This is a genomic window from Glaciecola sp. G7-5, from assembly GCF_055808975.1.
Genome location: NZ_CM147892.1, coordinates 2,867,368 through 2,889,845 on the forward strand (window position 1 = coordinate 2,867,368; position 22,478 = coordinate 2,889,845).

Here is a 22,478-nt window from a genome sequence, read left to right on the forward strand (position 1 = left end):
ATAGGTGGAAGAATCTCGTATTAAAAAACTGTTGCCCTCAGTCATGCAAAGAACCGTGCATACGGACTCGGTCTTACAAGCAATGCTTAATATTATGGCAGGTTTTCACGCGCCTACTGAAGAACTGCTAAGTGAGCTTGATAAACGTTTTAATCCTACCACGGCACCCGACGAATTATTACCCATGCTTGCTCACTGGATGAATTTGCTACGTTTGTTTCAGTCAGGTACAAACAGCAACAAGGACAATCCTTGGTGCAATAGAACCTTACCAACTCAAGCGAAGCATTTAAGAGGCTTGATAGAAAATGCGACACGGATATCTCAGTGGCGTGGAACGCAATTTGGTATGTTGCAGATGTTGGAAATTGCCACAGGAGTAAAGGGCTTTGAAGTTGATGATGGTACCAATGGTGAAGCGAGTTGCCATAACAAGCCCTTTCATATCCATGTGACAGTGCCCATTGCGGCCGAACCATACAAGGAATTGATTGAGCGTATCGTTTGCCAAGAAAAGCCAGCATACACTACTTTAAGTATTTCGCTGTGTTCAACGCCAAAATAAATTGCTGAGCGAAATGCTCATACAAAAACTTAATGGGCTGCTTATAACAGCTTTTTTGCTAGACCATTCACATTATTTTTATTTTAGGAGATATCCATGGAAATCGTAAATATAACGCCAACGGGCGAAAAAATGACGTGCCGGGCAGGTGAAAAAACTAAATTCCAGTTTAGCTTGGTCAATACTTCTGGGCGCGCCTTGCGAGTTGGTTTAGATGTGCGTGTTGACGATGATTCTGGCGCTTGGTTGAGCATTGAGGGTTCTACTGAACGAGATCTTAGCGAAGGTGTTTCAACTACTGTCTTGGTAGAAATAAACCCGCCACAAAATTTGCTAAACCCAGATGATCCAGAAAAAGTTTATACCTTTCGACTACGTGCTTATGACGCACGTAATACCGAAATTGCAGAAGACAGCGCCACGGTTAGTGTTGTTGTAGGAGCTGGTAAAGAAGAAAAGAAACGATGTTTATGGTGTTGGATCGTTCCTGTTGTTGCAGTAGTGCTTATTATTATAGCTGTGGTTGTTTTTTGGCCTAGCGGCGGATACCCAGATTTAGTGGGCAAGAAGTACATAGATGAAGAGAGCAGTCTGCTGGAAAACAAATATGATATTACTTTATTTGAGGTGGTTAGCGAATTAAGCCCAGGACTAATTATTCATCAGTCACCTGAGCCAGGCGAGCCTATAACTGAAGTTGAAGGCAGCATTCCCTTCACGCTTACCATATCTGCCATATCTGTCACTGTACCCAATTTAGAAGGGAAATCGATTGCTGATGCGCAACTTGTGCTTGAAACCTTAGGGTTAGAAGTTGGCGAAATTCAAGAAGGACAAAACGCAAGCCGTAATAGCAGATCAATGTTGGTCATTAGGACTGATCCCATGAGCGACACTCAGGTGTTACCCGGTGCTAAAATAGACTTAGTTATACCATCACAAAGTGTCACAGTTCCTAGCCTAATCGGTTTTTCATATGCAGAAGCAAAATCTGCATTAGAAACGTTAGGCCTTCGCGTAAAGGCACAGTATGTGTCGACTGGTACCGCTGATTTAGGTGTAGTTATTAGCCACATACCAACAGTTGAAAGCAAAGCTAAAATAGGTGATTACGTTACATTGAAAGTGGAAAAAACAACTATTATTGTCCCCAATGTAGTGGGTAAATCACCTAGCGATGCGATTAAAGAACTGAAGAATCTTGGATTTGCAGTAAAGTCAGTCATTAAAGGAACATGGGTCAGCGCTAGTGACTATAAGGTAAAAGCGCAAAATCCATCCCGCGGCGCGAAACTTGAGGTTGGAAAAGTTGTTGAACTCACTTATCCCAACAAAAAAAGAAAATTCGGTTTCGTTGAGCTTGATGTTAGAAAATTTCAAGGGTTGAAAAAACCACAGTAAAAAATAATTGACCGAGAATTTATGCTTGATTGGAGTAGTTGGCATACAAAAAGTCGAAGTGGAAACAATACGTAAGCAAGTTACATCTTTGTAGGTGTACCAAAAACGAGTGAATGAAAGATGACGAAAAATCAAAAGATATTTCTGGTGATCTTGCTTGTGTTAGTGTCGTTGTACGTAATTGCACTAACGCTTGGATTTACGCAATCTTCTGCACAAGATAAGCAAGATCCAAAGGAGCACGCTTGGGCATCTGTCCTAAATGATGTCATGTCCAACTTTGCTCCTCGTCTAGAACTATCAAAGTTGACCTGTAACAATCAACCGGTAGCTAATTATTTCGTTTTAAATGCAAATAAATTGAGCTGTGATATTACGCTGGATCAGGGGTTAACCGGTGATAATGATTTTTGGAAAACAGATCTTGTGCTGTCAGCTAAAAACAAGGAAAAACCAGACGTTTATTTTTACGCAAAATACCCGGAGAAGAAAAAAACGTCCGATCCAGAAGCAGATGAAGATTGCTTGAAAGTAGCTGCCAACAAAGTACCTTCCGAATTTTGGTTAGCGATTGATATAAAGCCAGTTAATGCTAAAACCGCTAAAACAAAATGTTGGCTGAAATCTGATAGCAATGGCGTTATAGGATTAACTGTAACCGGTTCAACCACCCTCACTGTAGCTTGCCATGGCTGCACAGTTGAAAATAGAAAGAACATTCAGTTGCGATTAAAACAATAGTGAGAGAATGCTAAAAAGTACCTCCCCACCAATGAGCCGTTTGAATGGAATAAAGTCACGCCACACACAGATATCACTAAGGAATAAAAATGGGTGATGTGCTAGAAAAAGCCGATGAGTATTTGTGACCTTATCTTTGACACTTGTGGTGTGTGTTAGTGCGTGTTAAAACAAGGCCAAGGTTCAGGTACTTGGTCAGATATTGGTGTGATAAGCTGTCATTCGTTTAATATCATTACTCTAGACTCATTTTTGTATTGGCTTAATTATGAAAATCTCAAGAAACGCACCATGCCCATGTGGCAGTGGTAAAAAATATAAACGATGTTGCTTAAGCGCAAACACAGCTGATGCCCTAAACGATGAACTAGCTGCTATATTGGGCAATGAAGAGTTGGGCTCGTTAGATGAAGCACAGGCTATAGCAGACCAGTTTATGCACAACAAAAACCATCAAGGTGTTGATGAGTTCTTGGGTTTGTCGCCAGAGCAAATGCACTGCTTCTTGCACCAAGCGTTTGAGCCGTCGCCATGGTTTACTATTTCTAAACATCTATTGTCTGAGCCTTCTGCCCCAATTCTCACATTAGTGCAAGGCATTGCGTCTGCCATTGACGACAACGGCCTCAAAGCCACTGCAAAAGGAAACTTGCCGCAAAAGCTTTGTAAGTCATTGTTTGAAGAGTACAAGCAAGTTAATCCCTTTGATAAATTCTTCGATTATATGAAAATAAACAAAGAAGAAGATTTTTACGAATTAAATATAACGCGTTTACTCATGCAAGATGCTGGCTTATTGCGCAAAACGAAAGGGCGCTTTTATCTTACCGGGAAGTATCAGAAGGAAGCGCAGCAACATGGCTTTAAAACACTCTATCCAATACTATTTGAATATTACTGTAAAGGGTTCAATTGGGCATATTTGAGCAGGGGTGATGCGTTGCCATTTTTACAGCAATCATTTTTGTTTACCGTATTTATGCTCGACAAACTTGGACATAAATCAAAGTCGCTCTTTGACTATCAAACACTTTTTATTGATGCTTTCCCAATGGTGCTGACCGAAGTAGAGTGGGTTACAGATTATAGTGATGAAGAGTCTACAGTTCGCAGTAGCTATAGTCGCAGGGTGCAACAACAGTTTCTTTGGTTTATGGGATTGGCAAAAATAGAAGTTAACGATGGCTCTGCAATCAAACGCAGGTATTGGGAAGATGATAAATTTATGTTTATGCACAAATTGCCACTACTAAGTGAGCTAGTCCAATTTACGGTAAGGCCAGTTATGCAAACAAGTAGTCTTACGCGGCACTAAGCCGAATGAATTTATACAAGCCAGTAAAACAAAAGTCTTCGAACAACTAAAGTTTGCTGCTAGCTACTGTATAAGTATGACCGGTTAAATTGCTTGTAAACACAGGTTAGTCTAATACACTAGAGTTATTAGTTTAATTAACTAGGTTGTCAGTTATTTTTACATATACGTAAAGAACATTGTTGTATTGAGTTTCAAGTGTTTGAAAATTATACGTTAAATTATTTGGTGCACAAATTGCAAGCCCTATTACTAAAAAATATTCGTAATCATTAGAATAGAAGGTAGTAAAAATGAAGAAGTTATTTAGTGGAATTATCGTTGTTGCAACATTAATTTGTTTACCAGCAATCAGTCAGGCCGAAGTGATAACCTTTGGTACAAATACTGATATAGACAGGCTAGATTTGGCAGGCACGCAAACCGAAGATGGCTTTGATTATACTGCCATCGGTTTAGGCTGGGAAATTACTTCGGCAAGAGGTAATGGGCCTAGTGCACTAGTCACTTTTTTTAATGATGATGGATCACAAGTAGGCGATAATGTAGATATTGTTAGTAGTATAGGAAGCCTATTCACTTTCGATTCGGTCGATTTTAGAGGTCAGGGTGGAACAAACTCTGATACAGTAAAATTAATTGGTTTGCTTGGTATGTCTGAGCTTTTTACTATTGACATTGTAGCCACTGATTCGTTATTTCAAACTCGCATGGGTTCAATGGTCGATACAGGTGCAACGGGCCAAATTGACATGCTAAGAGTAGAAGTAACTAGTAGTGGAGGTTCAACAATGATACTTGATAACTTCACTTTTTCTACTGGCATAGTAGACGTAAATGCACCTCTTTCAGTTGCGTTTGTTGGTGTAGGCGCGTTTTTAATGCTTTCGCTAAAGCGTAAAGATAAGTAAAACTAAACAGGTTAGTAACAATATAAGGGTTTAAGAAAGCAACCCTTTAACTAAATCCACCTCAAGCGGTAAAAATAGTCAAAGGGTTAGATGGTTAAAAAGCTCGAATTGCACGTACTCTTTTTTTGCCGTTCTTACCAAGGTGGGTTTGATAGCCACTGTTTAAGTACTGTAACCAAGCGTTATTGCTGCCTGTTTGCGACGAACTCCAATAAAAGTCAAGACTAAAATTGGCTAAATGCGCTCTTTTTAAATGCAACTTGTTCAATTCATCTTTTGAAGGCAGAAACCAGTCATCGAAACCGTTTAACTCGTAGTTAGCGGCCGCCTGCGCGGCGTCATGAGTCGGTACACCTTGTTCTGGCTGAACATTGCAAGTATGCGCTAATATCGCCGCGGTATTCTGCGCGCCCCAGCCAATCGCCGTGGCAGAAGCGCCTGCAACCTTTTCTCCGTAACATCCCCACTGAAAACTGCCTTGGTCAACTGGCGCCGCTTCTAACCCATTTAAACCGCCATTTGAGACATAAAATACGACGCCGCCTGCTGGGCCGGTATCGCCAATTTGGTAGGTGATAGGTACTCCACAATCATTCGCGTAACTACCAGGGTAAGTATCATAATCTGCATCATCACAATCACCTTCAGCAGGCGTATAGCCATCCAAATCGATATCGGAATTTGCGAAGCGCGCTTCGTACGCCGCCAGACTTGCCTCTAATTGAGCTATACGACTAAATAATTCGTCATTATCAGCATTAATACCTTGTTCACCTTGTGGACCCGTTGCGCCATCAGCACCATTAACTCCGTCTCGACCAGCAGGACCTTGTGGCCCTTGAGGGCCTGCTGGTCCTTGTGGACCTTGGGGACCAGTGACACCTGTCAAACCGATTGGACCTTGTGGCCCGACTGCACCGTCGGTACCATCAACTCCATCGGCACCAGCAGTGCCTTGCGGTCCTTGTGGACCTTGGGGGCCGATCGCACCTGTCAAACCGATTGGACCTTGAGGACCGGTTGCGCCATCTGCGCCGTTAACACCTGCAGGACCTTCTGGTCCGGTCGCGCCTTGTGGACCCATCGGACCTGTTAAGCCTATTGGACCTTGAGCACCTTGCGGTCCCATTGCGCCATCAGCACCATTAACTCCATTTGCACCAGCGGGACCTTGCGGGCCTTGAGGACCCATTGCACCTGTCAAACCTCGTGGACCGGGTGTGAGTTCAATGGTATCAATTTGGCTTTGCAAGTTGCTGTCGGCGTCAACCCGTGCCGCAGTTTCAGCTGCTAGTTCTTCCACAGTTGCTTTTTTCCCAGAGGCTGCCCAAGCAGTTGGCGAGGCTAGTGCACTAATCAAAGTCAGTAAAAAGAGGTGTTTAATTTTCATATTCATGAGTGATTCCTTTTGTGTCGTTTATTGTTAAACGTAAAGTCAAAATACAAATTACTGTTTATCAATTTGTAGCTTGCCCTTCGTTTAAACCAACTAAGCCTTGTAAAATATAAAAGCCGGTTACTAATTTTTGCTTTTATAAAAAACAAGTCGCGTTTTCAGTATTGATACTAGGGGGAGTTGCTTTAAAGGGTTTGCACTTTTGACTCAATCATTTGCAATTTTGAATCAAATTGCTCGAATCAACCGGTATTAGTGGTTTTTTAGATGGACAGAGGGGGGATTGCCGGTGTGTTTTTTGAAACTTTTAGAAAAATAGGCAAGGGATTCAAAACCTACAGCATAGGCAATTTCACTAACCGACAGGCTGTTTTCTTGCAGCAAATTACTCGCATGATGAATACGAGTTTGATTAATAAACGCCTTTGGCGAGATATTTAAGTTGTCTTTGCACTTACGCGTTAAGGTTGCTTTGCTCATAAACATAGAGCTGGCCAAATCCTCAACCGAAAATTCGGGTTGACTTAGGTGTTTTATCACCTGTGCATGAAGGTCTTCAACAAACGGAGTGACCGTCGATATATTGGTGATTTCTGCACTTTGTTCAAAGCGAATTCGCTCTCGAATGGTTTTGCGGATATTGATTTGTGCGTTAACCCGCATAATTAATTCAGAGGTATCAAATGGTTTGGTTAGGTAGTCATCCGCGCCACACATAAACCCTTCAACTGTTTCTCGTTTGCTGGCTTTAGCGGTTAATAATATTACCGGAATAGTTTGTGTAGCCGGCGTACTTTTAAGTTTTTTGGTGAGTTCATAACCAGATAATATTGGCATCATCACGTCTGATACAATAAGATCTGGTAGCGCCTCGCACGCCAGTTCAAATCCCTCCTCGCCATTATGAGCCTGTATAATTTTATAGTTTGCCGATAATTGCAGGCTCATAAAATGTCTCAGCTCTGCGTTATCATCCACGATCAATAAGGTAGTTTGATCCTGTTGATTAGAATTCGCCGTTTGAGTGGGTGCAATGAAAGATGGACCTTGAGACTGAGATAGCGTGATAGGTTCGACTAGTTGTTCTTTAGCAAAATGCGCGTTTCCCTTTTTAAGTTGTATATTAAAGCAACAGCCGTGGTTTAATTTTGCGCTAACACTGACATAACCATGGTGTAGTTCAACTATTTCTTTCACCAACGACAATCCTATTCCAGTCCCTGGGGTTGAGTTTTGCTCTGACTCTTCACCTTGGTAGAAGCGCTCGAAAACCTTTTCTTCGGCCGATTCGCTAATGCCTTTGCCATTATCAATCACTTGAATAGTGACATCATCAGCTTCAATAAGCGTGTTTATCTTAATGTGGCTATTTTTACCGCTGTATTTGATCGCATTAGAAACTAAATTGGCGATGCATTTATCAATTTGATCAATATCGAAATATAAAAGAATAGGCTCTTCACAGTTTTCACAACTGATAGTTTGTCCTTCTTGTTCTGCCCAAGACTTAAATCGTTGTTGTATGTTTCTAACTAGCTTAGCAATGTCATACTCGCTTACTCTTAATGGCAACTTGCCAACTTCAAGCCGATTAATATCAAGAACTTGCCCCACTAGCGCTAACATTTTATTGGCATTATTTAGCGCTGTTGCTGTTAGTGTTCGAGAATTTTCGTTTATCGTGTTGGAGTATTCGTTTAGCAGTGATTCAAGTGGCCCGATGATGAGCGTAAGCGGTGTTCTAAATTCGTGAGACACGTTAGCAAAAAAGCGATCTTTTAACTGTTGCTGTTCATTGAGTTTTTGTACCTGTTCGCTGACCTCTTTGGTGCGCTCAGCGACGGTTTTCTCAAGGGCTCGATTTGACTCTTGCAGCGCGGCTAATCGCCATTTTTGCACAATCCAAGCGATAAAAACGAAGATAAATAGGCCAATAATAAAATAAATGGTGTAGGCGATATTAGTTAAATACCAAGGTGCAATTGCGCTTAAATGCAATTCGTTCGATGTGACTCTCGACCAAGCATCTTGCGCCTGCACTTCAAATGTATAATCGCCTGGCGAAATCAAGATGAAATCGTGGTAGGTTTCGTGCGACCAATTTGACCATTCACCAGCTTCGTTTTCATAAAGCAGCCGCGTACGGTATTTAATTGGGCTAGCTGAGCCGAAATCGGTGGACGCATAGTTTATTCGTATTGAATCCTTAGGGCTTAAGTGATTAATGTGCCTCCTAGCGGATTTACTTTCGCCGTCGCGCTGGTTAGCGTCTAGTGATCCCTTCATAAATTCTATCGGACGGTTGTGCATGCTGACAGAGCGGATATTTACAGGGGCGGAGGGCGGCAATTGATTAGCTTTTTTTATATCTACCCGGTAAATTTCGCCTTTGTCGCGCACAAACCATAAAATGTCTTGTTCGGTAACAAATAGATCATAAAACCCACCACTTTTTACGCTGTCAAAAATAGACGTGTATTCTTGCCACTGGTCATCTGACGTTGCTTCAAAATAGCCACTTTTACCATTCTTACGATACCAAATACGCTCTGGTAGTGTGTTATTACCCAGTTGCTGTCTAAGCTTATCAATATTTTGACTATCTGTTAGCCAATCATCAGCGATCATTGGAATATTTGCATCGATGAGTTGATTGTTGTTTTCCACAAGCAATTTACCGGCGCTACTGATGATGGTTCTACCGTCAATATTAAACAAATAAACGGGCCCTTTACCTAATCCATGGGAGCCATCATAAGTGCTGAGTATAGGTTTTGGCGACAATGCTTTCTCAACATTGTAAATCTTGCCGCTGTCTGAACCAAGCCACAGTGTATTTTGCGTATCGAGGTTTAGGCTCACTAAATTGTCACGCGTACCCAAATAAGGGGTAATGCGCCATTTATCATCGACAAATCGTAACAAAAAAGCCCCATCTGATGAGCTTGCAACAAACTCATTGCGGTTAGGTGTTGGCTTTATTATGCGACCGAGTCCTAGCTCTATCAGCTTGGATTCTTTAACTATCTGACTTGCCTGCGGATTTAACTCAAGCTGATATATACCGCCGAATCCGGGCTTAATCAAATTACCATTATGTTCCATTAAGTCTACGCTGCTGATAAAATTGTTGTTCATGGCCTTAAAAGTGGGTGCACCAAACGCTTTTGTGGATGGCATTAATTTAAACACGCCATTGCCAGAAGCGATGATACCTAGACTCGTATTTTTAAGACTTAGAATTTCAGTTGATGTTTTTCCGGCTTTAAATTGACTAATCACATGAGGCGGGCGCATCTTGATAATATTCGGAATACCCGCCAACCATATATTTCCTTGCTTATCTTCGGTAACGGAAAATATCGTGTCCATGCCAATACTGTCTTGTTCACGGTAGTTTCTAATAATATTGAATTGCTTATCGAGTATAAATAAGCCGTGATAGACCGAACCGATATAATAGAAACCGTCAGTGGATAAGATGGCATCGTATAACTCTATATCTGTCGCAAATGCGCTTGCGCTTTTTATTTGTTCTACGGTCTTACCATTGTGCACAAATATACCGTGGCGCTCGCTTACTATAAGTAGCGTGTCGGCAGTGGTCTTGATTATTTCTTTTACTACCACATCTTTAGGTAACTGCCCCGAGATTTTGCTATTAATAAAAACTAGATTTTCATTCTCAATAGCACTTGTAAGGCGGTAGATATTGTCTAGGTGAGTTGGTTTGTAATAAAAATGATTGTCGATTGAAAACACGTTTTGCCGGCCAGAGGCCATTGTGTTAACGGTAGTTAGCTCTTTTCCATCATAAAAAAAGCTATATTCACTAGAATTGAATAGAATACCGTGTGAGTTAGATGCACTTGACCATATGTCTCCAAACACCTTTTCTGCAAATGGGGAATGCTCAAGTAGGCTTGTGTAAGTTAATTGGCCTGTTTTTTCTAGTTGCAATTTTGCGATATCGTTTGTCGTTCCGATATACAGTTGATTATTCCACTGTGAAATGGAGCGCACAGGTGTGTCATGAGGAGTTTGGATATTTTGCCAATGTTCACCGTCGAACTGCAACATCCCTCTGGAATGCCCAACATAAATGAGTCCGTCATGGTCTTGATGCAAGGTCCAGTTCTGATTATGTCCGCCTAACGATTTAGAATTGTATACCGATGTTAAGGCTAAACCAACGTCACCATAAGATTCTTCAAATACTTGCTCACCATGGGCAAAAAAGCTAAATAAAACAAAATAGACAAGAATAGACTTTATATTCAACATTGGGATACTACAAATGTGATGTATAAGTAATCGATAATAATTCGCCTAAAGCATTCTCAAGAATAATCAAACGAATAGCTATTCAATACAGAAGAATATGAGTATAAGTCGAATTAACACCATATACCAGTCCTGGTAAAAGCAGGTGTATATGGAGGCAAATACGGAAATTAGCAGCATACCGACACCTGTCATAATAAATTAAGGAGATGTTGTAATTCTTTAAGTGTAGGACACATTAACACTATAGACTAGCCTCGGTGACCGCCCCAGCAAAGTCAAAATCTCTTTGGATGGTGAAATCGTCACACATAAGCGTTTGCTCTAAAAGCTCCACAACGTTTCCTTTCTTATTTTTCAATATTGCATTCTGCCCAAATGTCTTTGCAAGGTCAGTCAATGCAGCCTCATCATCATTAAAAATAAGATAGCTTTTTTCTCTCGGCCATTTCTCATTTTCATCTGTACCAAAGGCATCAAAAAAACACGCTAGTATTTTTGTTAATTGCTTCTAAAAACTGATAGTAAAGCCAGTTATGCAATCAAGTAGTCTTACGCGGCACTAAGCCGGATGACGTTTACGATCTATCCACGTTATGGGTTGAGCTAAACAGCTTTTTTAATAATGACAGTGATATGATTGCTGAATGGTTGCAAACGCCAATCCCCGCGCTTGAAAGCAACAAGCCAGAGGACTTGTTAGATACATCCTTTGGTAGGCAGCAAGTGAAGTTATGCTTAGAGGCAATGAAATTTGGTGATTTTGCTTGATACTATTTAAAGCTATTCAATCAAATTATGTTGATAAATGGCGTGACTTCAGCCAAACCAGTAGCTTTAAAAATGGCGCTCGATGGAATCACGCTGGGGTTCCCGCTTTGTACACAAGTAAGAACCCACAAAATGCGATGCTTGAAGTGGCAAACTACACACCGTCTCCTAAGATGGCAAACGCGCTATACACCTTGGTCGTCTTTCAGTTTCCTGAGCTTTCTTTGTATACAATAGAGCCCAGTGAGCTGCCTAAAGTGTGGTCTCACCCGTCACATAAAAAGAGCGTAAAGAACACGGGGACTAAATATCAGAATGTTGTATTAAACCTTTCTAGCATTGATTTAAACGAGATAAAGATACTTGATAAATTTAAGCCTATTTATTCAGATGCTATGTTTAAGTAGCGCCAGTATCACCCCGACATGGCGCTATGTTATTGCAGTGAGAAGCTTGTCGCGTCTAGCGCGCTAAATGCTAATCAACAAAGCCAATTGAAGCACTAAAGGAATGACTGATGTTAGCACCCAAACTCAAAAGCCACAAAGTGGCAGCGATGCTCTTTGGAATCTATTGCGTCGAAAAATGATTCTCGGGTTTGTTCTTGGCAGCACCCTCAAGATATTCGGTATTGGTACTCGTCCGATACCCAGTATATATATAAACTTTATCTTCAGGGTGCAATGTGCCTGAAGCTTTCTCAACCTTCACGTAATATTGCTTTTCTCCTTCGTGAACAGTGCGCATTTCAAAAGATGCGACATAATCGTCACTCCCAGAGTCACCATTACCTCTATCGGGGTCTGCAATAATCAATCGTGGTTTGGCACGATTGTTCGAAAAAGCACTTATCACTTTATAGTCATTGCCCTCATGCACATTCATTTCAAAAATAATTGGTAGATCTGACGCCTTGTAAATAACAAAATCGATTGGGCTATAATTAGCGATGTAACCCATTTCACTAAAATGCCGTTTATAAGAAGCATCATCTGAATCAAGTTTTTCACTAGGTTTTTCAGCGGGTTCTTCAGTGGGTTCATCTATATATTCAACCATGGCAACATAAATGGACTTTCCATTAGCAAACGCATCGGTCGCGGCCTTAAATATGAACTCTTGACTTTTTATAGCTGCTTCTATGCTATGCCCAGAATATTTGAGTCCGCTATCTTCAAATTGTTCACCCGCATATTCAACTGAAGCGTTACCGGCAGAATCGTATAATTCAGTCTTTATTTCGCCTTCGCTACTGTCTAATATCGCTAAGATTTCGTATGTTTTGCCTTGCTCTATTTTTATCTTTTTTTTGTAATGCAGTACATTAGCTTGATAGGTTTTTTCAAACACTATGTTAATTTCACCCTCATTGGCTGAATTTGTTATACCATCTTTTATTTCTTGTAGTTGACTACTCAACTGTGCCGTTTCGTTAGCTGACAGAGCACCTGGGAGAATTGATAAAATAATTGAGATGCAGCAGCTAGTAATTAAGAAGTAAATTTTTTTCATTGCATTGTGAAGGGTGAATACTAAACGTGTTTTTATCATAAACTAGAGTGAAATAAAGTTCAAAAAGTAGACACAAAAGCACAACTAGATTTAACAATCACCAAAACCGCCACCAAGGGTCTGCCGCTTTGGCTTTCATTTTTTGTTTTAAAATGTCACTTCTTTTTTGAATTACTTTATTCTTTTCATTAACGTAGTTAACGTATTCTTGATGATTATCTACATCACAAAGGAATGTCCATGCCCAATCTACAAATATCAAACCTTTGTTTTTAAACACTTGTGGTATTTCCAACAAGGCATCTGAAAACCAAATAGAGGATACAATTTTATCTTTTGAACATTCAATAAAAATCACTCCTGTTGTTTCACATCCATATGCATAAACTGACGGGCATACAATTTTGGCATTTCCATAACCTGTGACTACTTTATCGAATTTACACAGTTTACTGGATAAAAAAGTGTCAATTTCTGTGAAAGATATATTAAGGCTTTCAAGCTCTGCTTGGGCACTTTCTCTTGCATGGAGTTGTGCTAAAGTTGGGTCTGAAGATCGCGTGTAACTTTGTTCAATAGCATTAAAATGCTCTAAACAATACAATTTGTTTTGTTCAGGTATTAGTTCGATTTGGCTATGGTCGTCTTCATGAAAAAAAATTGTTTTCAAAAATAACTTCTCTAGTTTTAGTTGGCTTCTAAGTTCAAAAAGTTAAAAATACAGCAGTTACAAAGGCTAGTAAATAAGGTTAATCCCTCTCATAGCCTCGCACCTAAATGAATTGTAGACAAACTAAACATCTCTGGCTCACGTTTTTTTAAAGTAAAGCAATCACTTCGAACATTAGAGTATTAGCTGTATAAGACTTCTTCTGGAAAGCGCCCTTGAATGTTATATTTACCTTGTAAATTTTTACGTTTTATAAAATCGTAACGAAACGCAATCGCAGCAAAAAGTGCGGCTAGCAGCAGCCTCACCATTGCCCATAAATACTCATTACCACATCTAAAGTAAACGGATAGACTATGTCAAGATTTGCAAACCCAACTACTGTCGCTTGTCCAAAGTGCGACAGCTACTTTTATCGAAAAGTGCCGTTGTCAATTACAATGCATTACCATATTGAATTTTCAGATGGCGGCGTTCATTCTTTTCCTAAAAGCATATTGCCCGAATTAGGGCGCTGCGAGGCATGTCGATTTATAATTGAAGACTTAAACGCACTTACTGTTATTGACACGAATGATGATGAGCCTGACGAGCCATCATCAGCTTGGGGGCAAGCGAAAATATGGTTAAGAGACTTATTCAATATAGGTGGTTATCAATATGTTAGCGATTTTGAACGCAAGTATAAGTATTTACCTGAACCAGGTTATGAAGAATACGCAGAGCTATTTATCAATAGTACTAACGAGGATGATAAGCGCATGCGCGCAGCGGAGGCTTGCAGGGAGTTTCATCAGCTGTTTTGTTTAAGCCTTGAAGATCAAAGCACGATTTATCGTAGTGAAGGGTATCGGCCTCAAACAAAAGAAGAGCAAGCGCAGTATGAAGAAATGTATGATTACTTGCACGCGCATCCAATCGCGCCAATGCTTGATGAATACACCTTGTTGCGTGCTGACTTGTATCGACTAAACGCTAACTTTGCTTTAGCACTCGAGCAATACGCTTTAGTTACAGAAACTAAGTTTAATGATGTCGTTGAGCTAGGCAAAAAGTGGTGCAGCGAACAAGATAATTGTTTAAAGATTCTAGTGCGACGAGGGAGACACTAATCAAATGAAAGTCATTTTTTCGCACGGTAAAGAAAGCGGGCCTTGGGGCAGTAAAATAAAGCGCCTTGCCAGCACGGCAGAAGCACTTGGTTATTCGGTAGATAGTATTGATTACGCAGGCATTATGAACCCTGATGAGCGAGTTCATAAGCTTAATGATTATTTGGCAACTCAGTCACAGCCATTTGTATTGGTTGGCTCAAGTATGGGTGGTTATGTGTCTTTAGTTGCCGCGCAAAAACATTCGCCTGTAGGCGTATTTTTACTAGCACCTGCACTTTATATTGAAGGCTATTTACAGCAAGATTATAAAGCCGATATCAATAATCTAGAAATAATACACGGCTGGCTTGATGATGTGATCCCAGTTGAAAACTCAATACGCTATGCTCAGCTTTCAAAGGCTAGTTTGCATCTACTAAATGGAGATCATCGTTTGAATTCGTCAATTAACGATGTAGACAGGTTATTTAAAAGTTACCTAACAAACTTACTCACCCGCAATTAGGTAAGATGGGGCTAGCTAGACAAACGCTTATTTTTTAGTAGTATTGATGTTACTAAGCTGCAGGGTAAACCCCTAATGTTTGTTTTTGCACAGCATATTTATTGAAAAGGACGTCACTATGAATCAATGCAAACTTTGCCTTTTTCTCCTTATTTCACTTACCGTCTCGTTTTACAGCGCCAGCGCGAGTGCAACCAGCGCAGAATTTAAAAAACAAGCCAGTGTGTACGAGACGCTTTGTAGTTCTCTAGGCCGGCCTAATGTCGATTGCAATTGCGTTGCCAAATCTCATGCTACTTATGCGCATTTAAGCCCAAACCAGCGCTATGCTGATTACCTTGTTGAGTCTTACAAAGAACGCCTTGGTAAACCCAATCAAAAAGAAAAAGCGTTTGAACGCTATGCGAACGGCCGTCCAATGGGGCAGGTGCAAATTGAAATGTTTAACGCCTTTGATGAATACGAAAGTGCAGACCCTTTTTATGAAGAAGTAAAGGGCTGCGTTATTCCAAATACCGCCAAAGTATCTATTGCTCCTTTGCCATCTGCGCCTATATTTTCAGAAGTTTATGCTTATCGCGTAAGTAGCACCGGTACTGAGCGTTTAGAGCAGTGTCAGCTTGTAGAACTTGAACGTGTTTTAAGCGCAAACGAATTAGCTGCCTTACATTATGTATTTTACCGAGGGCTTGACGACGATGCATTAGAGCGTAAGACCGGCTCATCCAAAGAAGATGTAAACGCACTAGCACAACAGGCGCATCAGAAGCTCAAAAACTATGAACAAAATACATTAAATATTGGCAATTACTGTGCAGCCTTGTTGGCCGCTGAAGAGAATTCTTCTGGCAATATTATCAAAAGGTTTGTTCGCAATAACGAAGAAAGAGCCGGCCCTCCTTTAGGTTTAGAAGCGATTGACGTTTCAGGTAACAGACCAGAAGTGACCAATAAATTTGGCAACGAAGTCGCGCTTATGCAGGCTAAAGTCGACGAGATAAAAGCAAAAAATGCCAATCAGCCCAGTGTAAAAGAGCAAATTACAGCCAACAAAGACTACCAAAAAGCCCAAGCTTTAAAAAATACACCCGCCGCTAATGCCACCCAGGCCTTGTTGGGCAAAGGCTGTAAAGGAGCCGGCCATAGTGACGAATTTTGTTCATGCTTTGTTACTAGCTTTATAAGCGAAATAGGCGGGGAAGGCGGCGCAGCAGCGCTACCTGTGATCCAAGATGGTATTAACACGTCTGAAACCATGGCGTTGATGCAGTCCATTGACCAAAGTCGTTATATGCAAGACATGTTAAAGGCACAATCCATTTCAAACGAGTGCGAACAGTAAATAAGTACTTAGCCAACTTACTACTATTGCCACTTTCAACCTTCGCTCGCAAGCCCTTGCAAGCGAATACACCATTCATTATTTACCTAATCTCCTTAAAATATTTCTCGGATACAGCCAGATTTTTGCCCTTCCCAGAAATAACTTCTTATTTCTAAGTTAACAAGCCATAACAAAGCCTTTAAAACTATAAACCTAAAACCAAATAAAAACGATGGCTTAAGTTGTTTTTTACAAAATAGCAACAAAACAGTTGATCGTGGTTGAAAAAACTGGAATTATGCATACCTTGATCGGGCATATGCCCGCTTGGATAGCATATGCCCGTTTGGTTGGCATATGATTAGGTTGGCTTGAGGCGTGCAATAAGATTGCGGTTGAGTATTGATGTAATTGCATAATATTTTTAAACCAAATTTAGCTAAAAGTGAACATTTGGGGTCAGAGTCCTTTTTGCATGTGAGTTTGAATGATGGAACGTCGATCACGGTGAAAGCCTCGGGCGATTGTGAGCTTGAATACGGCGATGAAATTAGCCTGACTGCAAGTGAAGATAAAATGTTTTACTTTGACCAAGCCGGTTTAAATATCAGCGACAAAGTACCTAGTTATATTCAACTATTCTCATAAACATTCTCTTTAAGGAAACTGCAAATGTCTATTGCATTAAGTAACTCGTCGTTGGGCGAGTTATCTAAGCCCGTGCGAATTCCAAGCTATGACAGAGCTTCGCTTAGCAAGGGAATCGTTCATGTGGGTGTTGGAAATTTTCATAGAGCACACCAGGCTATTTACTTACACAATTTATTTGAAAAAGGTGAAGGCTTAGAGTGGGGCATATGTGGCGCAGGCGTTAAATCTTACGATAAAGTCATGCGTGATAAGTTAATCAAGCAAGACTTTCTTACTACTGTGGTAGAGCTAAACGAAGACAACATTACAGCGCAAGTTTGTGGCGCGATGATTGATTTTATCGACATTGATGCAGCGAAAATTATCGCTACTATGGCTGAACCATCAATAAAGATAGTGTCATTAACCATTACCGAAGGCGGTTATTATATTGACCCTGATACAGGTTCATTTGATAAGTCATCTAGCGAGATTCAGCATGACATTAAACACCCTGAGCAGCCACAAAGTGTGTTTGGAATTATCTTGCAAGCACTAAAACTAAGACGTGATAAGGGCTTAAAGGCGTTTACGCTAATGTCTTGTGACAATATTCCGCACAACGGCGATGTGGCTAAAAAAGCGGTAATTGGTTTAGCAAACGAAGTTGATGAAATTCTGTCTACTTGGATTGAACAAAACGTTAGCTTCCCTAACTCGATGGTTGACTGTATTGCGCCGGTGGTAACACCACAGCAAATAAAGCGAATTGAGACTTTGTTTGGTATTGTAGATAACGCGCCGGTTGTGTGTGAATCCTTTCGCCAATGGGTACTTGAAGATAAGTTTGTAAACGGACGGCCCGCACTTGAGAAAGTGGGTGTTCAGTTTGTTGAGAATGTTGCGCCTTACGAATTAATGAAGCTAAGAGTATTAAATGGTGGCCATGCTGCCTTGGCTTACGCATCTGGTTTGTTGAGTATTGAGTTTGTTCATGAAGCTATGCAAAACGACTTGGTCACACAATACCTTGAGAAACTGATTATTAGCGAGGTTATTCCTACTTTGCCAACTGCGCCTGGTATTGATCCGAATGACTATTTGCAGATCATCAAGCATAGGTTCTCAAACCCAGAAATAAAAGATACTATTGAGCGCTTGTATCAAGACGGTTCAAACCGTTTGCCTAAATTTATCTTGCCTACGATTGCAGACAATATCGAGCAAAACAAAGGCATTGACGGACTATCGTTGGTCATTGCCTTATGGTGTAAACTATGCGCAAGTACAACTGAGGAAGGTGCAGGTATCACTATTTTAGATGCTCAAAAGCAGGTACTTGCAGACAAGGCTAATGTTGCCGCAAATGATTCAAGTGCTTTTATTGGTATGCAAGAGGTATTTGGTAACTTGGGCCACAACGAGCGTTTTCAACAAGCCTTTGAGAAGTGGTTAGATATCATTGATAACAAAGGTATAGAGAAAACCTTAGCTATTTACATAGACGCTGATTAATTAAGGAGTGCGGCATTGAAGCCTGAAGATATTCAACTGGTCATTTTTGATTGCGATGGTGTGCTAATTAATAGCGAGATCCTAAGCAGGAGAGTGCTATTAGCGCTGTTAGAAAGCAAAGGTGTATCAGTAGATGAAGCTTATTTCAATGCCCACTTTTTAGGCCGTACATTTGAAAGTGTGACACAACAAGTATTAGACGATTTTTCTGTTGTGCTTGATGAGCAGTTTAGAGAGCAATTTCGTTTGTCGCTTTTTGATACATTTTCAAAAGAGCTTGAGCGGACTGAGGGAATTAAAGAGGTTTTGGACGAACTGAATAAACCGTGCTGCGTTGCGACCAGTAGCAGCCCGGCTAGAGTGACACATGCCCTTGGTGTTACTGATTTAGCAAGCTTTTTTGTTGAAAATATTTTTACCGCATCGCTTGTAAAAAACGGCAAACCAGCGCCTGACATATTTTTATATTCAGCTGAAAAAATGGGCTTTACACCTTCTCAGTGCTTGGTGATAGAAGATTCTATATCAGGTCTTAAGGCGGCATTAGCAGCCAATATGCAAGTCGTTCAATATAATGGCGCAGCGCATATGCAACATTTACAAGATAAAGCACTAATCGATGGCGTATCGGTAGTGTCATCGTGGACTGACTTTAAAACAAAACTTCCTTCTTTATTTAATTAACAAGGCAAAACATGAGCTTAGCTTCTAAAGAATCTAAAAAGCTAGATGATGCTGCCCGCGCTGGTTGGCTGTATTATGTAGCGGGTAAAACGCAAGATGAAATTGCGCAAAGTTTGAATGTATCTAGGCAAAGTGCCCAGCGCATGGTGGCTTTGTCGGTGAGTGAAGGTTTGATAAAAGTTAGGCTTGAACATCCTATCGCTAAGTGTATGGATTTATCTAATCAGTTAAAAGAAAAATACAATCTACGCGAATGCATAGTGGTCCCAAGTCCTGGTGGCGATAAACGTTCAACACTCGGCCTTGCTCAGGCTGGCGCGGCTGAAATTGAACGTCATTTAAAGGGGAGCGATCCTATTGTCATGGCTTTTGGAACAGGGCGCGTATTAAAATCATGTGTTGAAGAGCTTGGCTACTTTTCATGTGAACAGCACAAGATAGTGGCTTTGTTAGGCAATATTGCTAACGATGGTTCTGCTTCTGATTTCAACGTGGTTGTACAAATGGCGCAGCGTGTTAACGCTAAACACTATCCTATGCCACTGCCAGTGTTACCTAAAAGCAAAGCGGAAAAAGACCATCTACATTCTTTAGAACTCGTCTCACGCACAATAGGTATGGCTGAAAAGTCTGACGTGATTTTTGTTGGCATAGGGAATGTGGGACTAAATTCACCCATGCTAAATGATGGCTTTATTAGTGAAAAAGAAGCCAAGCAATTACTTGATTTAGGCGCTGTAGGTGAGGTGATTGGCTGGGTATATGATAAACACGGCCAGTTATTGGATTGCGACCTAAACCACAGAGTTGCTAGCACCAAGCTCAATGCCAATAAAAATAATTTGATTTATGGCATCGCGTCGGGCGAAGAGAAGGTGCCGGCCATTCATGGCGCTTTGCAATCAACCTTTATTAACTGTCTAATTACTAATGAGTATACGGCAGAATCCTTACTAAAACTTAAATAACACGGGGTATTTATGACTGAAAAAGCAGCTGTTTTTGGTGAAGCACTTTTTGATTTAATTGAGCAAAAAGATGGGACGATCCATCCTTTTATTGGAGGCTCTCCTTTTAACGTCGCTCGCAGCTTTGCCAAGCAAAATATAGATATCAGTTATTTATCGCCTATCTCAACGGATGAATATGGAAAGCGTATTTATAACTATGCGTTAAGCGAAAACATTCATTTGCCGGCAAATAATCGCTCTGATTTACCTACCTCGTTAGCGCTCATATACAAAGACGACAAAGGCCAGCCTGACTATCGCTTGTATCGTAAACATATCGCTGATTTAGATATAGATACAGCGCAGCTAATATCACTCATTTCAAATGACATTTCACTTTTCCATACAGGCTCATTGACTCTGGTACCAAGTATGGTGAATGTACTAAAACCATTATTCACTGAAATAAAATCTCGGGGAATAGTCCTTAGTTTAGATATCAACATGCGTAAAAATGTTGAGCTAGATGAAGCGAAATATATTGATGCTGTGCTTTCACTACTTCCCTTTGCCGACATAGTTAAAGTAAGTGATGAAGACTTGCTACTACTGGGCATTGATGCACCGCCTTTAGAGGGGGCTAAACAAATATTAAGCAAGCTTACCAACGGTATGGTCTTACTTACAAAAGGCGAGCTAGGAGCAACACTGCTAAGCAATGAAGTATCGATTACTAAACCTGTTTTTCAACCTTCTCAGTTTGTTGATGCGGTGGGTGCAGGAGATACCTTCTTCTCTGCGTTTTTGTCTTATCTATTAAGAGAGGGCCAAATTAAACAACCGTGGCAAGAAGACGTGCTAGCTAAGGCGCTAGAATATGGTTTGATGGCCGCAACCCTAAATGTTGAAAAAGATGGCTGCCAACCACCATCGAAAGAACAGGTGTACGAGGCACTAGAGTTGCAAAGAGGTCGTTCAAGAGACCCACTGTAGTTAAATGAGTGGTAGAAGTAAGGAGACCTATTAATTTCGAGCCAAATAGGTCTTTTATTTACAACTTCATTCTTCAGGAGGCTAGCTTACATATTATTGATTGGTAAAATCGCTTACACCTTTCTCTGTCCTTTGCACCGGTTTAATAGTGCCATCTTCGTTAAAGTATAAGTATTCAGCAGCACTATGACGTTGGCGGCCACATTGCGACGCTAATTCTAACCAACGATGATAAAAAAGTATCCACTGACCTTTATATTGAACGATTGAGTGGTGGTTATTGCTATTATGTTCTTGCTCCATAAACTGGCCTTTATATTCCCATGGTCCAGTAGGTGATGTAGACATGTAGTATGTTAGCACTCTGTTGTTTTCTGGCATGGTAAAATAATAGTATTGGCCACGTTTAAACACCCAAGGTCCTTCCATTTTGGGTTCGTAGCCGCCCATATCCATTTTGCTTAGCTCGCCTTTGGTGCTGCGCATATCGTCAGCCATTTTGATAACGTGGTAGTCTTTATTTGTTGCATGAACATATAAATACGCCTGACCATCATCATCTATAAACATAGCAGGGTCGTTAGAATAGGGCGTGCGCCAAAGTGGCTCGCCTATCATGTCTTTAAAGGGGCCTGTGGGGCTATCGCTTTCGGCGATACCAATGCCCATCCATTTAGTGCTGTTTTTGGGGTTAACTCTGTCTTTGTGACCGGTGCCTGCGGGAAAAACAAAATAATATTTACCATTTTTATAGGCAGCATCGGGCGCCCAAGCATAATTGTCTGCCCAACTTAGGTCATCAACAGAAAATATGGGGCCATGGGATTCCCAATTTTGTAAATCATTAGATGAAAACGCATACCAATCTTTCATCCAGAAATCTTCTTGGCATTCTTGATCATGAGACGTGTACACATACATTTTACCGTCTTTCCAAACATGAGCTGAAGGGTCAGCCGTTCTTAGGCCTTCACCAAAACGCAGGGGATTGCCATTAACTTGAATAAGGCTACTTGCGTCTTTTTTACTTGTGCCATTTTCTATAACACATCCTGCAACAAACAATGTAATTAAGGCAATACAAAACACTTTCTGTTGAATAATTGACATATCAAGCTCTCTTTATTTAGCCATATACTTCTTATTTACATGGATCTTCATCTATTAGCGGTCAAACGGAGTAAAAAAAAGGCATG

Annotated in this window: 20 protein-coding genes and 1 pseudogene; 15 read left to right on the forward strand and 6 right to left on the reverse strand. The window is 40.7% G+C overall.

From position 1 onward, the window contains the following. Positions 1-4: 4 nt before the first annotated feature. From AC0L6H_RS12675 to AC0L6H_RS12695, 5 genes are all read left to right on the forward strand, one after another. The gene (locus tag AC0L6H_RS12675) at positions 5-565 is read left to right on the forward strand and encodes a phage tail protein (protein ID WP_473389376.1); all 561 of its coding nucleotides are present in this window, start codon (positions 5-7) and stop codon (positions 563-565) included. Positions 566-661: 96 nt separating this feature from the next. Next, positions 662-1,966: a PASTA domain-containing protein gene (locus AC0L6H_RS12680; RefSeq protein WP_473389377.1), complete on the forward strand. Its 1,305-nt coding sequence runs from the start codon at positions 662-664 to the stop codon at positions 1,964-1,966. Positions 1,967-2,086: 120 nt separating this feature from the next. Next, entirely contained in the window at positions 2,087-2,707 is a 621-nt protein-coding gene (locus AC0L6H_RS12685) for a hypothetical protein (RefSeq protein WP_473389379.1), read from the forward strand. A gap of 268 nt (positions 2,708-2,975) precedes the next feature. Then, positions 2,976-4,022: a YecA family protein gene (locus AC0L6H_RS12690; protein ID WP_473389380.1), complete on the forward strand. Its 1,047-nt coding sequence runs from the start codon at positions 2,976-2,978 to the stop codon at positions 4,020-4,022. A gap of 293 nt (positions 4,023-4,315) precedes the next feature. Next, the gene (locus AC0L6H_RS12695) at positions 4,316-4,933 is read left to right on the forward strand and encodes a hypothetical protein (protein ID WP_473389381.1); all 618 of its coding nucleotides are present in this window, start codon (positions 4,316-4,318) and stop codon (positions 4,931-4,933) included. 94 nt (positions 4,934-5,027) lie between these two features. Here the strand turns inward: AC0L6H_RS12695 and AC0L6H_RS12700 are convergent, their stop codons facing one another. From AC0L6H_RS12700 to AC0L6H_RS12710, 3 genes are all read right to left on the reverse strand, one after another. Beyond that, the gene (locus tag AC0L6H_RS12700; protein WP_473389383.1) at positions 5,028-6,329 is read right to left on the reverse strand and encodes an Lcl domain-containing protein; all 1,302 of its coding nucleotides are present in this window, start codon (positions 6,327-6,329) and stop codon (positions 5,028-5,030) included. A gap of 252 nt (positions 6,330-6,581) precedes the next feature. Beyond that, a complete protein-coding gene (locus AC0L6H_RS12705) occupies positions 6,582-10,613 on the reverse strand; it encodes a hybrid sensor histidine kinase/response regulator transcription factor (RefSeq protein WP_473389384.1) in 4,032 nt (1,343 codons plus the stop codon). A gap of 244 nt (positions 10,614-10,857) precedes the next feature. Then, entirely contained in the window at positions 10,858-11,109 is a 252-nt protein-coding gene (locus tag AC0L6H_RS12710) for a DUF3293 domain-containing protein (RefSeq protein WP_473394527.1), read from the reverse strand. A gap of 131 nt (positions 11,110-11,240) precedes the next feature. Here AC0L6H_RS12710 and AC0L6H_RS12715 point away from each other — a divergent pair. Both AC0L6H_RS12715 and AC0L6H_RS12720 read left to right on the forward strand, forming a co-directional pair. Continuing rightward, positions 11,241-11,384: pseudogene (locus AC0L6H_RS12715) on the forward strand (antitoxin Xre/MbcA/ParS toxin-binding domain-containing protein); the annotation flags it as partial. Then, complete coding sequence (locus AC0L6H_RS12720; RefSeq protein WP_473389385.1) at positions 11,381-11,791, forward strand: RES family NAD+ phosphorylase; 411 nt, start codon at positions 11,381-11,383, stop codon at positions 11,789-11,791. The pseudogene AC0L6H_RS12715 and the gene AC0L6H_RS12720, both read left to right, overlap by 4 nt. Before the next feature lie 163 nt (positions 11,792-11,954). Here AC0L6H_RS12720 and AC0L6H_RS12725 read toward each other — a convergent pair whose 3' ends face one another. After that, positions 11,955-12,803 carry a hypothetical protein gene (locus tag AC0L6H_RS12725; protein WP_473389387.1) on the reverse strand — a complete coding sequence of 283 codons (849 nt, stop codon included), beginning with the start codon at positions 12,801-12,803 and terminating at the stop codon, positions 11,955-11,957. A gap of 190 nt (positions 12,804-12,993) precedes the next feature. Then, positions 12,994-13,566, reverse strand: a complete 573-nt coding sequence (locus AC0L6H_RS12730) for a hypothetical protein (protein WP_473389388.1) — start codon at positions 13,564-13,566, stop codon at positions 12,994-12,996. Positions 13,567-13,922: 356 nt separating this feature from the next. Here AC0L6H_RS12730 and AC0L6H_RS12735 point away from each other — a divergent pair, with 356 nt between their 5' ends. The 8 genes from AC0L6H_RS12735 to AC0L6H_RS12770 all read left to right on the forward strand — a co-directional run bounded on the left by AC0L6H_RS12735 (position 13,923) and on the right by AC0L6H_RS12770 (position 21,282). Further along, positions 13,923-14,678, forward strand: coding sequence for a hypothetical protein (locus AC0L6H_RS12735; RefSeq protein WP_473389389.1), 756 nt, complete (start codon positions 13,923-13,925; stop codon positions 14,676-14,678). Positions 14,679-14,682: 4 nt separating this feature from the next. Continuing rightward, a complete protein-coding gene (locus AC0L6H_RS12740) occupies positions 14,683-15,186 on the forward strand; it encodes an alpha/beta hydrolase (protein WP_473389390.1) in 504 nt (167 codons plus the stop codon). Positions 15,187-15,304: 118 nt separating this feature from the next. Next, positions 15,305-16,528: a hypothetical protein gene (locus AC0L6H_RS12745; protein ID WP_473389392.1), complete on the forward strand. Its 1,224-nt coding sequence runs from the start codon at positions 15,305-15,307 to the stop codon at positions 16,526-16,528. A 393-nt stretch (positions 16,529-16,921) separates the two neighbouring features. After that, complete coding sequence (locus tag AC0L6H_RS12750) at positions 16,922-17,158, forward strand: TOBE domain-containing protein (protein ID WP_473389393.1); 237 nt, start codon at positions 16,922-16,924, stop codon at positions 17,156-17,158. Positions 17,159-17,182: 24 nt separating this feature from the next. Beyond that, positions 17,183-18,655 (forward strand): mannitol dehydrogenase family protein, encoded by a 1,473-nt coding sequence (locus AC0L6H_RS12755; RefSeq protein WP_473389394.1) that lies wholly within the window; start codon positions 17,183-17,185, stop codon positions 18,653-18,655. Between the two features lie 15 nt (positions 18,656-18,670). Further along, positions 18,671-19,339 carry an HAD family hydrolase gene (locus AC0L6H_RS12760; RefSeq protein WP_473389395.1) on the forward strand — a complete coding sequence of 223 codons (669 nt, stop codon included), beginning with the start codon at positions 18,671-18,673 and terminating at the stop codon, positions 19,337-19,339. 11 nt (positions 19,340-19,350) lie between these two features. Continuing rightward, entirely contained in the window at positions 19,351-20,307 is a 957-nt protein-coding gene (locus AC0L6H_RS12765) for a sugar-binding transcriptional regulator (protein WP_473389396.1), read from the forward strand. A gap of 12 nt (positions 20,308-20,319) precedes the next feature. Beyond that, a complete protein-coding gene (locus AC0L6H_RS12770; RefSeq protein WP_473389397.1) occupies positions 20,320-21,282 on the forward strand; it encodes a PfkB family carbohydrate kinase in 963 nt (320 codons plus the stop codon). Positions 21,283-21,375: 93 nt separating this feature from the next. On the opposite strand, the gene AC0L6H_RS12775 is transcribed toward AC0L6H_RS12770, so the two are convergent. Then, the gene (locus tag AC0L6H_RS12775; protein WP_473389399.1) at positions 21,376-22,392 is read right to left on the reverse strand and encodes a family 43 glycosylhydrolase; all 1,017 of its coding nucleotides are present in this window, start codon (positions 22,390-22,392) and stop codon (positions 21,376-21,378) included. Positions 22,393-22,478 lie beyond the last annotated feature (86 nt).